We start from the raw sequence: 12,357 nt of genomic DNA, 5'->3' as shown, positions 1-12,357 counted from the left end.
GACGGGATGAAAGCGGACAAACAGCGGATGCCGGATCACGCCAATGTCATTGCCCTGCCGCCGCTGATTTATGGCGGCTTTTTGTTGTTGGCCGCCGGGCTGCACTGGCAGCTCCCGCTGGGTTTGGGGGAACGATCAAGCTGGCACTGGGTTGCGGGCGCGGTGCTGATCAGTGCCGGTGCAGTACTCGCCCTATGGGGCAAGATCACCCTGGACCGGGCCGGTACCTGTGTCCATCCCGGCGGTTCCACCCGCGCCATCGTCAGCGACGGCCCCTTTCGCTTTAGCCGCAATCCGCTCTATGTGGCGCTGACGCTGATCTATCTGGGACTCGCCCTGCTGCTCAGCAATGCCTGGGCGCTGTTGCTGCTGCCACTGCTGCTATGGCTGATCCATACCGGTGTAGTGCGACGGGAGGAGCGCTACCTGGAGCGAAAGTTTGGCGAGGAGTATCGACGGTACCTAAGGCAGGTGAGGCGCTATCTTTGAGGGATTTTCTTTAACACGGATTCTTTCACCGCGCTCTTTTGCTTACTTTCTTCCGAGCGCTTGCTACAGCGGGGGTGCATCGCCGAGGCCCAGCTGATCGCCATAGGCAAACAGGGCCGGCGCGCCGCCGGTGTGCCAGAACAACACCCGGTCAGACGCTTGGAAAGCGCCGCCGCGCACCAGGCCCAGCAAGCCGGCCATAGCGCGGCCGGTGTAGACCGGGTCGAGCAAAATCCCCTCGGTACGCGCCAGCAGGCCGATGGCCTCGCGTTCCGCATCGCCGACCACGCCATAGCCCTCGCCCAGGTAGCCGTCATCCAGAATCAGATCCCCGCGACTGAAACTTTCCGCCACCCCCAGCCGCGTCGCCGCCTGTTCGCTCAGGTCGAGAATATGCTCCGCGAAAGGACGCTCGCCGCCGGCGCCCTTGTCGATATTGATACCGACTATTTTTGTCGGCAGGCCCAGCAACCTCGCCCCCAGCATCAGGCCGGCGTGGGTGCCGCCGGAGCTGGACGCGAACACGATATGGGTGAAGGGGCCGCCACAGTCGGCCCACTGTGCCCGCAGCTCCTCAAGAGCGCCGACAAACGCCAGGGCGCCGAGATCACTGGAGCCGCCGTAGGGCGCCACGTAGGGTTTGCGACCCGCCTTTTGCAGATAGCGCAGCACCTGGTTCAGATCCTCGCCCTTGCGGTGGCCGGGAGTCCAGTGGATATGGCAGCCCAACAGCTGATCCAGCAGCAGATTGCCCTGCGCCTGTTGCGGCGCGTGGCCGCCCAGCAACAGGTGGCATTCCAGCCCCATGCGCGCCGCGGCGGCGGCGGTCTGCCGGCAGTGATTGGACTGCGCGGCACCGGCGGTGACGATGGCATCGGCGCCCTGCGCCAGGGCGTCGGCGAGGATGAATTCCAGCTTGCGGGTTTTATTCCCCCCAAAGGCGAGACCGCTCTGGTCGTCGCGCTTGATAAACAGCTGCGGCCCTCCGAGTACCGCGCTCAAGCGCTGCAGCCGGTGCAGGGGGGTGGGGAAAAAGCCGAGGGATTGCCGGGGCAGTTTTTGCGTGAACATTCGCACCAACCTGTAATTGTCTGCAATAAAGCGGGGACTGATCCAGTCGCAGCCCGCGCCTCTCTAAGGCGCTTTTCAGCGGCGCCATTTATTCACACGGCACCGGTACAGGCAGTGTCGCCGCAGCGGGCTGCCCACGGGCAGCAGGGGATGGTCAAAAGTCAGTGGTTCGCGCTGCATGCCCAGACGCTCCATCACCCTCTGCGAGCGCAGATTAGTGAGCGCGGTGAAAGACACCACTTCGGCCAAGTCCAGTTGCTCAAACGCCACCGCCAGTGACGCCCGCGCCGCTTCGGTAGCATAACCATAGCCCCAATAGCGCCGCGCCAGGCGCCAGCCGATTTCCACCGCCGGCGCGCACGGCAGCGCCGCCGACACATGCTTCAGGCCGGCAAAGCCGACAAAAACGCCATCCACACGCCGCCGCAGCGCCCAGAAACCCCAGCCGTGCCGTTCGATATGGGCGGCAAGACGCTCAAAACCCGCATCGCTGTCGGCGCGGGTGAGCACCGCGGGAAAAAACTCCATCACCTCCCCGTCGGCGTTCATGGCTGCCAGCGGTGCGCGGTCGCTGTCTCGCCACTGGCGCAACCGCAGCCGCGCGCTGGCGGGCTCGATCAGCTCAACCACTCTTGGCGCGGGCCTCGGCGAGCTGCTGGTCCAGTTTCCTGCGCGCATTGTCGGCATAGGCGGCACAGCTCACTTCCTGCTCCCGCACCGCCTCAGTCGCGTATTTCCAGCCGCTGCGGCGGGGGTGGGGTGACAGCAGCAGGTCGCAGGGGAGCTGCGCCACACGCTCAAACGCCGCCCGGTAATCGTCGACGATCTTCGGGTAGCGGGGATTGCCCAGCAGCCGGTAACGGGGCGCACTGAGGCTGTCCACATAGGCGATCCGCACCGGCTTGCCCGCGCGATTATCGCTCCAGGTCCAGCTCATGCTGCCGGGGGTATGCCCGGGGGTGAAGTGCGCCTGCAGGCTCAGGCTGCCCAGTTTCACCACCTCGCCATCCTGCACAATGCGATCGGCGTGCACCGTCGGGTAGAGCAGATCGCCGAAGTGAATGTCATTGGCACCGCCGCGGGCGAGCAGTACCGCGGACTCGGCGTTACTGACCAGCTGCGCGCCGCTTGCGCGCTTGATGGCGGCCAGCGAACCGACGTGATCGGCGTGGGCATGGCTGTGCAGGATCAGTCTCAGCTCCGCGGGCTGCACCCCCAGCTTGCGCATATTGTCCAGCAGCAGGTCGTCCATCTGCGGCATGCCGCCATCGATCAGCACGGCGCCGGCGTCGGTCTTGATCAACAGGGCGCTGAGACCGGCAGTGCCGATCTGCCAGGTATGCTCGGCGATCTGCAGCGGCTCTCGGGGCTGCAGCCACCTGTCGGGCACCTTATAGGCGCGCAGCTGCGGCAGCTGGGGTTGCTCGGATTGCCCGGGTTGTGGCGCAGTTTCGGCGCTGCCCACTGCGGAACTCAGTGCGAGCAGGGCGAGGAAAAGGAAATTTCTTGTTGTCATGACGGGGTTGTACCTCTTACCCATAATTATTCGTCCGAGACATGCGGCGGGCAAAACAGCCCGGCCGCACGCCATCAGCCGCCTGCGGCTCTTTTCTGCTTGGCCAGCCAGCGATCCAGCTGGTCGGCGAACGCCTTGCGGTCGGCCTGGTTCAGCGGCGGCGGCCCGCCGGTGTGCATACCGCTGGAGCGCATGGTGTCCATAAAATCGCGCATATTGAGGCGCGCGCGGATATTGGCCTTGGTGTGCCTTTCGCCCCGGGGGCTCAGCGCCTCGGCACCTTTTTCGATGACCTCTGCGGCCAGCGGAATATCGCTGGTGATGATCAGGTCGCCGTCGCCGCTGCGCTGCACTATCTCGTTGTCGGCCACATCGAAGCCGGAGGTCACCTGCAGGGACTTGATATAACGGGAGGGGGGCACCCGCACCGGCTGGTTGGCCACCAGTGTCATTTCCGTGCCGGTGCGCTCGGCGGCGCGGAACAGAATTTCCTTGATCGCCACGGGGCAGGCATCCGCGTCCACCCAAATTCTCGCCATCAGTCTCTGCTCTCTTGGTTTTGATCCGCGTCTTGATGCGAGTCTTGATCCGGCGGCGCGCCCGCGTCGCACTTCCTGCACTCGAGGCTCGCACCGAGCCGCTCCTCGCGCCCCTCGGCGGTGAGTACCCAGGGCCGGTTCTGCCAGGGCGGGTCGTGGCGCACATGCTGGAAATGCCCACAGGCCAGCTCCGCCACCCAGTGGCCTTCACCGTCCCGGTGGTAACCGTTGATCACTTGCTGCATGGCGCCCCTCTGTGTCTGCAGCCGCCGTTATAGCCAATCGCCGCCCCAAAGTATATGAACGGAGCCGCCACCATCGGTCGGCCTCCATCAGGGGGACCATCCATTCAGTCGCGCAAGTAACCCGGCTGCGCTGGTAGAATGCCCGACCTCGACGCGGACCAGATATCTACCATGACCAAGCTCAACCCCCGCCAGGCGGAGGCGGTAAAATATATCGACGGCCCCTGCCTGGTACTGGCCGGCGCCGGTTCCGGCAAGACCAGCGTAATCACCCGCAAGATCGCCTACCTGATCGAGGAGTGCGGTTATGCGGCGCGCAATATCGCCGCACTGACCTTCACCAACAAGGCCGCTCGCGAGATGAAAGAGCGGGTCAGCAAGCTGCTGTCCGGCGCCGACGGCCGGCGCTCCAAGGCCGCCCACGGCCTGACCGTTTCCACCTTCCACAACCTGGGCCTGAATATCCTCCGCAAGGAGCACCGGGCCGCGGGCTTCAAACCGGGCTTCTCCATCTTCGACGCCGAGGACGCGCGCGCGCTGATCAAGGAGCTGATGCTGCGCGACGGCGATCTGGATACCGATCTGCTGGACCGGGTGCAGCACCAGATCTCCAACTGGAAAAACGACATGCTCACCCCGCGCCAGGCCCTGGAGCAGGCCCAGAGCGCCGGTGAGCAGGCCATCGCCATCGCCTATGCCCGCTACTGCGACGCCCTCAAGGCCTACAACGCGGTGGACTTCGATGACCTGATCCTGCTGCCGGTGCAGCTGTTCGAGTCCGATCCCGAGCTGCTGCAGCGCTGGCGCAAGAAAATCCGCTACCTGCTGGTGGACGAATACCAGGACACAAACAATTCCCAGTACCTGCTGGTGAAACTGCTGGTGGGCGGGCGCGGCGGCCTCACGGTGGTGGGCGACGACGACCAGTCCATCTATGCCTGGCGCGGCGCACGGCCGGAAAACATGAGCGCGCTCAAGACCGACTTCCCCAGCCTGCGGCTGATCAAGCTGGAGCAGAACTACCGCTCCACCAGCCGCATCCTCAAGGTGGCCAACCATCTCATCGCCCACAACCCGCACGAGTTCGACAAGGCCCTGTGGTCCGATCGCGGCCTCGGCGAGGAGATCCGCGTGATCAAGGTGGCCAACGAAACCGAAGAAGCCGAGCGGGTCGCCAACGAGATTTTTCTGCAAAAGAGCCGTCGCGGCGCCAAGTTCATGGATTTCGCCGTGCTCTATCGCGGCAACCATCAGGCGCGGCTGATCGAAATGAAACTGCAGGAACACCAGATTCCCTACCAGATGTCCGGTGGCACCTCGTTTTTCGCCCGCGCCGAGATCAAAGACGTCATGGCCTACCTGCGCCTGCTGGTGAATCCGGACGATGACAACGCCTTCCTGCGCATCATCAACACCCCCCGGCGGCAGATCGGCACCAGCACCCTGGAAGCGCTGGGCAACTATGCCAAGGGCCGCGAGGTCTCCATGTTCAACGCCTGTTCCGAGGTGGGCTTCCGCGAGCACATCAACGAACAGGGCTACGAGCGCCTCAACCGCTTTGTGTTGTGGATGGAGGGCGTGCAGCGCAACTGCCGCGACAACAGCCCCGATGCCGCCCTGCGGGAAATGCTCGATGACATCGACTATGCCGGCTGGCTGAGCCAGAACGCCAGCAGCGAAAAGGTGGCGGAAAAGCGCATGGAAAACGTCTACTGGCTGCTGGAAAGCCTCAACAAAACCATGGAGGGCACCGACGACGAGCTGGAGCAGGATGTGCGCCTGGAACAGGCCATCTCCAAGCTGATCCTGCGCGACATGCTCGACCGCCAGGAAGAGGAAGAGGTCACCGACAAGGTCAGCCTCATGACCCTGCACGCCGCCAAGGGTCTGGAATTCCCCCATGTGTTCATGATCGGCATGGAAGAAAACCTGCTGCCGCACCGCAACAGCATCGAGGACGACAACATCGAAGAGGAGCGCCGCCTCACCTACGTGGGCATCACCCGCGCCCAGCGCACCCTCACCATGACCCTGGCGGGCAAGCGCAAACAGTTCGGCGAAAATCAGGACACCACCCCCAGCCGCTTTATCGACGAGCTGCCGGAGGAGGATATTGTCCTCGAGGGCTTCGGCCAGGCCACCCCGGAGCAGAATCAGGCCCGCGGCGAGGAGACACTCGGCTCACTGCTCAGCATGTTCGACTGATCGGCCGGGGCGAGGGGTCAGTGGCGGGGGCGATGGCAGCGCGGGCGGTCGTAGGCATGGTCGCAACGTGAATACCGGCAGCGCCGGGCAAGCCCTGTCACTCGGTCGAGGCGTGCCCCAAAGGCCAGCCGAGCGGGAATAAAACCAGCGGGCACAAAAAAGGCCGCTCACTGAGCGGCCTTCTGGCAAGCGGAGTAAGCATTCCCTTACTCGGCGCCTGTATAGCTAACGGCCCTTACTGAGCGCTTTCCACCATGTAGTCCACGGCAGCCTGAATCTCCTCGTCGGAGCAGTTCGAACACAGGCCCTTGGCCGGCATGGCGTTGAAGCCGTTGATGGCGTTGGAATACAGAGTTTCCACCCCTTTGGCGACACGCGGAGACCAGTCAGCCGCACTGGCGAACTTCGGCGCACCGGCAACGCCCACCGCGTGGCAGGTGCCACAGGAGCCGTTGTACACCTCTTCACCGGAGCGGGCGCCACCGGCGGAAGCGGCAGCCGCAGGAGCCGCAGCGGCGCACTCGTCACCCTGCATGCATATACTGTCCGGCGCGGTCAGGCGCTCGGCAATCTGCTCATCCACGGACTGCGCCACCGCTACTGCAGCACCCAGAGCCAGGGCCGCCACGATACCTACCATACTCTTCATTTCTCTCCCCCTAGAGGCCGTCATCGCAGCCCGTAGACTTCCGGCGTTCTGCCGCACATTTGCACCAGCCGCGCATTATAAGCATTGTGCCCGCCGCTGCGAAGGGCGATGCCAAAGGAATTGCCCCACAAGCACTTTGCCCGCCCCCACCCCTTCTGTATAATCCGCGTCCTCGCCGCCCTCAGGGCCATACGAGATCCGCCCCTAGCTCAGCTGGATAGAGCGTCGCCCTCCGGAGGCGAAGGTCAGAGGTTCGAATCCTCTGGGGCGGGCCATATAAAAGAAAGGCCACCCATTGGGTGGCCTTTCTTTTATATGGCCTTCTCCGGCACCCATCGACAGCCCCCCGGATTTGAGCAGCAACTGACAACGTCAGTCCAGGCTATATAGCTCCGAAACCCCAACACTCACAAAAGGGTAAAACGGATTTCCAACTGCCTCCTTCTCCCGGTCTTTTCTCTGCCTCTTCTGCCTCTTTCCATCTTTCCATCTTTCCATCTTTCCATCTTTTAGTTGGATCTTCATATATAGCTTGCTCCAAGGCCCGACCGAAACTCAGGGCTTTGACCCGCAATAAATAAAATCATCAGAGTGGGCAACCTGCGTGGCCTTTTTCCCCTGGAGTTTCAAAAGCGGGAACACATCATGCTCTGCTTAGCCCCCATGTATTAGCGTGGTTTTAAAACTCGTGCGGCGTCTACGCCTAAGTGGTACAACCCTTAAAAATCGCTCTTTTTTTCAGCGCCCGCAAGGTGTTGCTCTTTCTATCTGTGTCCTCCTTATCTGGCCTCTTCATTAATGCCTCTTCCATAAGGCAGGTATCGTCACACCCGCTCACGCAGTCCAAAAAATAGTGTTGATGCGTTTTATCGGGAACCATTTGCGTGTTGTTTTTATCGCCCGCCAGTTAAATCCCAACAGTCCAGCAAATACGCTGTGACCCCCCTCCCAGACTTACACCTTGGGGTTGCATTCCCCGACGTTGTTATCAAGTATCGATTTCTATTTTTACGCCAGCGGAAGGTATCGCCGGCTACTATAACCCCGCGTATGGAGACAATAATTTCATGGGGAATTCATCGTCGACTCGTTTCAGGATTTACGCCCGCCGGCTCGGGTATTCCTTGCTTGTACTCTCCCTGAGTAATTTCACGTTCGCCCAAAATGAAAAGGATAGCGACGGCGATGGGATGCCCGACTACTGGGAACAAAACAACGGCCTGGACCCCTACTCCAACGACTACAAGGAAGACCCGGATCAGGACGGGCTAAGTAATAGCCAAGAGTTTCGCGCCGGCACCTTCCCGCAGAACCCCGACTCCGACGGCGACAAGGTGCTTGACGGAAAAGATCCCTCCCCCACAGATCCACGCTATTCCCTCGACAGCGATGGCGACCGGATGCCTGACTACTGGGAACAAATCAACGGCCTGGACCCCTACTCATATGAATACAAGGAAGATCCAGATCAGGACGAACTCGACAATATTCTTGAGTTTCGCGCCGGTACCTTCCCGCAGAACCCCGACTCCGACGGCGACAAGGTACTCGACCGCGATGATCTCTGGCCCACCGACCCCCGCTACTCCCATGATACCGATGGCGATGGTATGCCTGACAAATGGGAGCAAAACCATGGCCTGGCCGCTGACTCTAAAGACGCAAAGAAAGACCCTGATGACGACGGCCTAAGCAATATTGAGGAGTTTCGCTCCGGCGCCTCCCCGCAGACCCCCGACACCGATGGCGACAGCGTGCTCGACGGCGATGACCTCTGGCCAACCGACCCCCGCTATACCAGCGATCACGATAGCGACGGTATGCCGCATGAGTGGGAGCAGCTGGTTGGCCTTAACGATAAAGAAGGCTTGGATGCCGCTTTGGACCTTGATGGCGACAACGTCGCCAATTTGCTCGAATTTACACTCGGCACCCGGCCAGACATGCCCGATTCCGACCACGATTTCGTGCCGGACAACGAAGATCTGTGGCCCCTCGACCGCACCCGCGCCCTCGACGACGACCGCGACGGCATGCCGCTGTGGTTCGAGTCAGTCTTCGGCTTAGACGACCAATATCATGGCGATGCGAAGCTGGACCAGGATGGAGACAACCTCACCAACCTGCAGGAATACCTCGCCGGCACCAACCCCCTTAAAGGAGACTCGGACAACGACGGGGTGACCGACGATATAGACGTTGCACCACTGGATGGCCGCTACCGTTTTGATAGCGACAGCGACGGCTTGCCGGACGCGTATGAAGAAACTTACTCTGGATCGGCCACAACCGATGTCTCCGACGCCAATGGCGACGCTGATGGCGATGGCCTCAGTAACCTGCAGGAATACCTCGCCGGTACCAACCCCTTTATTGCGGACTCAGATAACGACGGTGTGACCGACGGTGCGGATATTGCGCCGCTAGACAGCCGCTACCGCCTCGATGCGGACGGTGATGGCATGCCGGACAGCTACGAGGCAAAAAATAATTTCCATGAGTTCGATGCCGCCGACGCCCATGGCGATCAGGACGGTGATGGAATCACTAACCTGCAGGAATACCAGCTCGGAACCGACCCCGGCAACCCGGACAGTGACTTCGACCAAGTGCTGGACGCCTATGATCTCTATCCCACGGATGAGCGCTACACCCGTGACGATGACCGCGACACCATGCCCTATGAGTGGGAAGAGCGTTTCGGCCTCTCTGACAGCGATCCTTATGACGCCAGTATGGATCTAGACAAGGATGGCCTCCCCAACTGGCAGGAGTTCACTGCCGGCACCCGGCCAGACATGCTCGATTCCGATGGTGATTCCTTGCCGGATGGAGAAGACCCATTCCCCCGAGGTCCAACCAACAGCCCCGCCACCGATACCGATACCGATACCGATGGCGATGGCATGCCGGACGGGTACGAGGAAAAGTATGGTTTCCGCGACTACGACCCCGCTGATGCCTATGGCGATCAAGATGGAGATGAGCTCACCAATCTTGAGGAGTACCAGCTCGGGACCGACCCTCGTAACCCCGACAGTGACGGCGACCAAGTGCCAGATGCACATGACCTCTGGCCCCTCAATCCGACCCGCGCCATTGATGATGACCGCGACGGCATGCCGCTGAGCTTCGAGTCTCGCTACGGTCTCGATGACCTCGATCCGCGGGATGCAGAGTGGGATTTCGATGGCGACAACCTCACCAACCTGCAGGAATATCTCGCCGGCACCAATCCCCTCAAGGATGACTCGGATAACGACGGTGTGCTTGACGCTAAGGACGTTGCCCCGCTGGATAGCCGCTACCGCTACGACCATGACGGCGACGGCTTACCGGATGCCTATGAGGCGTCACATCCCCAGTTTTCAGTTACCGATCCCTCCGATGGCCAACGGGACAGTGACGGCGACGGTCTCACCAACCTGCAGGAATTCATCGCCGGCACCAATCCCCTGATGGAGGACTCGGATAACGACGGAGTGCCTGACGGTGTGGATATTGCGCCACTGGACAGCCGCTACCGCTTCGACCAGGACGGTGATGGCATGCCGGACGGGTATGAGGCAGAGCATGGTTTCCGCGGCTATGACCCCGCTGATGCCTATGGCGATGAAGATGGAGACGAGCTCACCAACCTTGCGGAGTACCAGCTCGGAACCGACCCCCGCAACCGCGACAGCGATCATGATGGGGAGTGGGATGCCCTCGATCGCTACCCGTTGGATGGGCGCTATACCCGTGACGATGACCGCGACACCATGCCCCGCGAATGGGAGCAGCGTTTCGGGCTATATGACAACGATCCCCGCGACGCTGGTAACGATCTGGATGACGACGGACTGCTGAATTGGCAGGAATTCGCTGCCGGCACCCGCCCGGATAGGTTCGACTCTGATCGCGATTCTGTACCGGATGGGGAAGACCTGTGGCCACTTGACCGGACCCGCGCCTTCGATGACGACCGCGACGGTATGTCGCTGACCTTCGAGCTCCTCTATGGTTTCCATGACCACGATCCCAACGATGCGGAGTTGGATTTCGATGGCGACAACCTCACCAACCTTCAGGAATACCTCGCAGGCACCAATCCCCTCAAGGAGGACTCGGACAACGACGGTGTGACCGACGAAATAGACGTTGCACCGCTGGACAGCCGCTACCGCTTCGACGAGGACAGCGACGGCTTACCGGATGCCTACGAGGAAGCGCACTACCCACTTTCCCCTATCGATCCCTTGGATGCCCTGGAAGACAGCGACAGCGACGGGCTCAGCAACCTGTCGGAATTCCTCGCCGGCACCAATCCCCTGATGGAGGACTCGGATCACGACGGCGTGCCTGACGGTGAGGACATTGCGCCGCTGGACAGCCGCTACCGCCGCGACGAGGACGGTGATGGCATGCCGGACGGGTACGAGGCAGAGCAGGGTTTCCGCGACTACGACCCCGCTGATGCCTATGGCGATGAAGATGGAGACGAGCTCACCAATCTTGAGGAGTACCAGCTCGGGACCGCCCCCCGCAACCCCGACAGTGATCATGATGGTGAGCGTGATGCCATCGATCGCTACCCGCTGGATGGGCGCTATACCCGCGACGATGACCACGACACCATGCCCCGCGAATGGGAGCAGCGTTTCGGGCTTTCTGAGTGGGAGCATAAAGACGCAACTGAGGATCTAGACGGCGATGGACTGCTGAATTGGCAAGAATTCGCTGCCGGCACCCGCCCGGATAGGTTCGACTCTGATCGCGATTCCGTACCGGATGGGGAAGACCTGTGGCCACTTGACCGGACCCGCGCCATCGATGAAGACCGCGATGGTATGCCGCTGAGCTTCGAGTCCCTCTACGGTTTAGATGACCACAACCCCACCGATGCAGAGCAGAATTTCGATCAGGACTTTCTCACCAATTTGCAGGAATACCACGCCGGCACCAATCCCCTTAATCACGACTCGGATCACGACGGTGTGCTCGACGTTGAGGATGTTGCCCCGTTGGATAGCCGCTACCGCTACGACCTTGACAGAGACGGTTTACCGGATGCCTATGAGGAGTCACATCCCCAGTTTTCAGTTACCGATCCATCCGATGGCCAACGGGACAGTGACAGCGACGGCCTCAGTAACCTGCAGGAATACCTCGCCGGCACCAATCCTTCTGTGGTGGATACCGATGGCGACGGTGTGATCGACGGCGTGGATATTGCGCCGCTGGACAGTCGCTACCGCTTCGACGAGGACGGTGATGGCATGCCGGAGGGATATGAGGCAGAGCATGGTTTCCGCGACTACGACCCCGCTGATGCCTATGGCGATGAAGATGGAGACGAGCTCACCAATCTTGAGGAGTACCAGCTCGGGACCGACCCCCACAACCGCGACAGTGATCATGATGGTGAGCGGGATGCCTTCGATCGCTACCCACTGGATGCCCGCTATACCCGTGACGATGATCGCGACACCATGCCTCGCGAGTGGGAAGAGCGTTTCGGGCTCTATGACAGCGACCCCCGCGACGCGGGTATGGATCTGGATGACGACAGACTACTGAATTGGCAGGAATTCGCCGCTGGCACTCACCCACATAAATTCGATACCGATTACGATTCCGTCCCGGATGCGGAAGACCTGTTCC

Annotated in this window: 9 protein-coding genes, 1 tRNA gene and 1 pseudogene; 4 read left to right on the top strand and 7 right to left on the bottom strand. The window is 61.3% G+C overall.

Going from position 1 to position 12,357, the window contains the following annotated elements:
* Positions 1-6: 6 nt before the first annotated feature.
* A complete protein-coding gene (locus ABEA58_RS04110; RefSeq protein ID WP_345549126.1) occupies positions 7-489 on the top strand; it encodes a methyltransferase family protein in 483 nt (160 codons plus the stop codon).
* A 63-nt stretch (positions 490-552) separates the two neighbouring features.
* On the opposite strand, the gene ABEA58_RS04105 is transcribed toward ABEA58_RS04110, so the two are convergent.
* The 5 genes from ABEA58_RS04105 to ABEA58_RS04085 all read right to left on the bottom strand — a co-directional run bounded on the left by ABEA58_RS04105 (position 553) and on the right by ABEA58_RS04085 (position 3,860).
* A complete protein-coding gene (locus ABEA58_RS04105) occupies positions 553-1,560 on the bottom strand; it encodes a D-cysteine desulfhydrase family protein (RefSeq protein WP_345549124.1) in 1,008 nt (335 codons plus the stop codon).
* A 75-nt stretch (positions 1,561-1,635) separates the two neighbouring features.
* A complete protein-coding gene (locus ABEA58_RS04100; RefSeq protein ID WP_345549123.1) occupies positions 1,636-2,190 on the bottom strand; it encodes a GNAT family N-acetyltransferase in 555 nt (184 codons plus the stop codon).
* Entirely contained in the window at positions 2,183-3,076 is an 894-nt protein-coding gene (gene bla, locus ABEA58_RS04095; protein ID WP_345549122.1) for a subclass B3 metallo-beta-lactamase, read from the bottom strand. Before bla ends, ABEA58_RS04100 begins: the two co-directional genes overlap by 8 nt.
* Before the next feature lie 74 nt (positions 3,077-3,150).
* Positions 3,151-3,615, bottom strand: a complete 465-nt coding sequence (locus ABEA58_RS04090; protein ID WP_345549120.1) for a YaiI/YqxD family protein — start codon at positions 3,613-3,615, stop codon at positions 3,151-3,153.
* A complete protein-coding gene (locus ABEA58_RS04085; RefSeq protein ID WP_345549118.1) occupies positions 3,615-3,860 on the bottom strand; it encodes a DUF3565 domain-containing protein in 246 nt (81 codons plus the stop codon). The genes ABEA58_RS04090 and ABEA58_RS04085 overlap by 1 nt, the downstream gene beginning before the upstream one ends.
* Before the next feature lie 171 nt (positions 3,861-4,031).
* On the opposite strand from ABEA58_RS04085, the gene rep reads away from it, so the two are divergent.
* Positions 4,032-6,065 (top strand): DNA helicase Rep, encoded by a 2,034-nt coding sequence (gene rep, locus ABEA58_RS04080; RefSeq protein ID WP_345549116.1) that lies wholly within the window; start codon positions 4,032-4,034, stop codon positions 6,063-6,065.
* A gap of 235 nt (positions 6,066-6,300) precedes the next feature.
* Here the strand turns inward: rep and ABEA58_RS04075 are convergent, their stop codons facing one another.
* Entirely contained in the window at positions 6,301-6,714 is a 414-nt protein-coding gene (locus ABEA58_RS04075) for a c-type cytochrome (protein WP_345549114.1), read from the bottom strand.
* A gap of 198 nt (positions 6,715-6,912) precedes the next feature.
* Between ABEA58_RS04075 and ABEA58_RS04070 the strand changes: the two genes are divergently transcribed.
* Positions 6,913-6,989, top strand: a tRNA-Arg gene (locus tag ABEA58_RS04070).
* Positions 6,990-7,086: 97 nt separating this feature from the next.
* Here ABEA58_RS04070 and ABEA58_RS04065 read toward each other — a convergent pair.
* The gene (locus ABEA58_RS04065; protein ID WP_345549113.1) at positions 7,087-7,239 is read right to left on the bottom strand and encodes a hypothetical protein; all 153 of its coding nucleotides are present in this window, start codon (positions 7,237-7,239) and stop codon (positions 7,087-7,089) included.
* Between the two features lie 665 nt (positions 7,240-7,904).
* Between ABEA58_RS04065 and ABEA58_RS04060 the strand changes: the two are divergent.
* Positions 7,905-12,357, top strand: a pseudogene (locus ABEA58_RS04060) (hypothetical protein); the annotation flags it as partial.

The organism is Microbulbifer aestuariivivens, assembly GCF_039545115.1.
Classification (GTDB): Bacteria; Pseudomonadota; Gammaproteobacteria; order Pseudomonadales; family Cellvibrionaceae; genus Microbulbifer; species Microbulbifer aestuariivivens.
This window is presented reverse-complemented; position numbering and strand designations above follow the sequence as displayed.